The 1,898-nt window shown below is 50.6% G+C and carries 2 protein-coding genes; both read left to right on the top strand.

The features are described from left to right. Positions 1–302 precede the first annotated feature (302 nt). A complete protein-coding gene (locus K675_RS33095) occupies positions 303–740 on the top strand; it encodes a hypothetical protein (RefSeq protein ID WP_157383957.1) in 438 nt (145 codons plus the stop codon). 35 nt (positions 741–775) lie between these two features. Continuing rightward, positions 776–1,528: a hypothetical protein gene (locus K675_RS0118840; protein WP_017905041.1), complete on the top strand. Its 753-nt coding sequence runs from the start codon at positions 776–778 to the stop codon at positions 1,526–1,528. Positions 1,529–1,898 lie beyond the last annotated feature (370 nt).

Raw genomic sequence — 1,898 nt, 5'->3', positions numbered from 1 at the left:
GCCAGAGCCATGATGAGTTACACCACGTCCTGGGACACGATCGGGCCAGCCTCTACTCGATACAGGCCGCCTCCGGAACAGCATCAAGCACAACGTGCGCGGAACAAACCTGGAACTAGCCTCCAACTTGGTGTACGCGGATAACCACCAATACGGCATAACCGTCAAACAACGGAGATTCCTGCCAGACAAATCCGGCCTCCCGAAACAATGGCTTGACGAATACCAAAAAATACTGCTCGAAAACATCGAAAACGCCCTTGAGCCCAGCAAGCCAGTGTTATAATTAAAACAAAAACACTATGTCATTCTCTCAAGCCCTCCAGAACTACAAAACCCTCATCGAAAATTTGCCATCAAAACCTGCAGTGCACTTATTGTCAGGTGAAGTAGATGCAAAGACGATAGGAAAAATCACATTAGATGGCAGTAGGCCTACAGTTCTGCTGCGGTGTGGTGGCGGGCCGATGGTGATGAAGAACCCCCTTGTCTGTGATGTGATTTTTGGGGCTTTTGTAGTTGGTCGGGCTGACCAAGATACCAAGGGTATGTCTAGAGCCGCAATGGAGCTTAGTGTTGATATCTGCAAGGCACTCGTCAATTACAGGGGTGATCCCAGGCTGAATCCAAACCTTCCGAATGTTGAATCTGTCGAAGAAGTTTTATCCGGATTCAATAGTGAGGCCAATAATCACAGCGCCTGGCTGATTGTCTGGACGCACTACTTAAAATTCAACTGAACACCACCAACAAAAATAACAAAGGTGAACTGAAAATGGCTGTACAAACAATTGATACCTCCATTGGCTGGATTGGCAACGGCGCCGTCCTGATTTCCAGGCTTGATGCCAACGACCAACCAGTTGGTGGTTTTTATGCTGTAGCGCATTCCTCGTCTGCAGTGCTGGCACTGACATCAGACAAAGTCGAAATGCAGGATACTACCTATGGCACTCTCAGTACTGCTAAGTCTCGTGTGATCAAAAACACTGGCGAGCTGACCGTGAACGCAAAAGATTTCAACGTGGAAGTCATGAAGCTGGCCTTGTTCGCCGATGTGGTCAAGGACGCTGCGGTAGCAGAGAAAACTTGGACAGGCGCCGTCTACCTGGGCCGGTCGGTCGTCGTCCCAGGAATGATCGCTGCAGTGACCTCTGTGACCGTGGCAGGTCAACCGCTGGACGAAAGTGACTACCGTGTTTCTGGTGGCTCCATTGAGCTGGACAAGGACGCAGGCTTTGAAGATGGGGCTGAAGCCACGATCGTCTACTCGACCCGTGCCACCACCCGGCTGGAAGGCCTCATCAACTCAAACGTGAACGTCCAGATCGTCTTCGAGGGCTTTAACCTGAGCGAGCAGGATCAGGACGTTAAGGTTACGTATCACAAGGTTTCCCTATCCCCTGCGGCCCAGCGACAGCTCATCACCTCGGACTACGGCGATCAGGAGATCAAGGGCACCCTCCTTGCGTCCAAAGCCGTCAGCGGCACCGGCTTGAGCAAGCTGTTCAGGGAGGAATACGCTTAACCTGCCGTAGCGTGCGCCCCAGCCTCGGATTGCTTGCGCTTTTAGCATGACTTGCTCAGCTTCAGGCGCTATTTTAGGGCATCAGGCCTTGAAGGCCCTAGGCAATTTCTCTGGGAGGGGCTATGAGCTCAAAGTATTCAGAACTAACGACAAATGACGTTCGAAGCCTCATTAACAAAGGTGAGTACACGGTACAGACGGTAGAGCTGGTAAGGGACAAAGGGACAATTGTTCGACACCTAGAATCTACGGAAATAAGCCCTTTACCAGCGTCTGTCATAAGCTACAACATCTATAATGAGACGATTCAAGAAATAAATTTGGATGGAGTAATTCAAGCCATAGCCGATGACCGTAACAGGGCAATATC

It is taken from the genome of Pseudomonas fuscovaginae SE-1 (genome assembly GCF_000364705.1).
In the GTDB taxonomy this organism is placed as follows: domain Bacteria; phylum Pseudomonadota; class Gammaproteobacteria; order Pseudomonadales; family Pseudomonadaceae; genus Aquipseudomonas; species Aquipseudomonas fuscovaginae_A.
Note: the sequence above shows the minus strand (reverse complement) of the source record. Positions and strands in the feature narration are given on the sequence as shown.

What these genes read in the sequence shown, in the direction of transcription:
- K675_RS33095 (WP_157383957.1), top strand. Translation starts at nt 303, where the DNA reads ATGTCATTCTCTCAAGCCCTCCAGAACTACAAAACCCTCATCGAAAAT.
- K675_RS0118840 (WP_017905041.1), top strand. Translation starts at nt 776, where the DNA reads ATGGCTGTACAAACAATTGATACCTCCATTGGCTGGATTGGCAACGGC.